We start from the raw sequence: 901 nt of genomic DNA, 5'->3' as shown, positions 1-901 counted from the left end.
CAACCGCACCGGCAGCGTCGACCGCCACGACCCACCAACGTGGATGGCCGAGCAAGTCAAGCTCAGGGATCAACATTGCGTCTTCCCGCACTGCACCCGCTCCTCAGCCGACGCAGACCTCGACCACATCAACCCGTACGAAGAGACGGGCCCACCGGGCCAAACCAACCCCGAGAACCTGGCGCCGCTCTGCCGCCGTCATCACCTCGCCAAGACCTTCGCCGGCTGGCGCTACGTCCGCAACAAAGACGGCACCTACACCTGGCACAACAAGCACGGCCACGCCTGGCTCGTCACCGCACTCGGCACCATCCAACTCGAGTAAGCGACAGAGCAGCCCGCCACCTCCGGCAGCCTCCCGGCCACCGGAGGAAGCGGCATGTCCCGGTCAGCCCGCGCTGCCCGCTGCGGCACCCGCCGTCGCGCAGCCGACCAACTGCTTCACCACCGACGTGCAGCCGCCGCACCCGGTCGTCGCGCGCGTGGTCTCGCGGGCCTCCTCCACCGACGAGCAGGCCCGCAGGCGCCCGGCGCTGACGCCGGCGCAGGCGCAGACCTCGGCGTCGTCGGGCAGCAGCGGCCCCGACTCCCCCGCCGGCCGCTCGGCCAACAGCAACTCGCCCGGCTCCGCCGGCCCGAGCACCGTGCCACGCTCGTAGAGCTGGGTGATCAGGCCGACTCGGGACAGGTCCCCGATCAGCGTCCCCGCCACCACCACGCCGCCGCGCACCACCAGCTTGCGGTGCGAGCCGACGATCGGGTTGGTCACCTCGACCACCTCGCCCTCGGCCTGCTCCGGGTCACCGAGCACCGCCACGTCCAGCCCGGTCGCACGCAGCCGCGCCACGTTGCGCGAGCCCGAGTAGACCGCCCCAGGACTCTGCGGCGCGGTGAGCACCTG

Annotated in this window: 1 protein-coding gene and 1 pseudogene; one reads left to right on the top strand and one right to left on the bottom strand. The window is 72.0% G+C overall.

The window, feature by feature from the left end; genetic code table 11:
• Positions 1-325, top strand: a 325-nt coding sequence (locus ABD151_RS13040) for an HNH endonuclease signature motif containing protein (RefSeq protein ID WP_343995012.1), incomplete at its 5' end; no start/stop codon positions are given.
• 63 nt (positions 326-388) lie between these two features.
• Here ABD151_RS13040 and ABD151_RS13035 read toward each other — a convergent pair.
• Positions 389-901 (bottom strand): annotated as a pseudogene (locus ABD151_RS13035) (FAD-dependent oxidoreductase); the annotation flags it as partial.

Source organism: Nocardioides dubius (assembly GCF_039528155.1).
Taxonomy (GTDB): Bacteria; Actinomycetota; Actinomycetes; order Propionibacteriales; family Nocardioidaceae; genus Nocardioides; species Nocardioides dubius.
The sequence above is the reverse complement of the archived record's forward strand: the minus strand, read 5'-3'. Positions and strand labels throughout refer to the sequence as shown.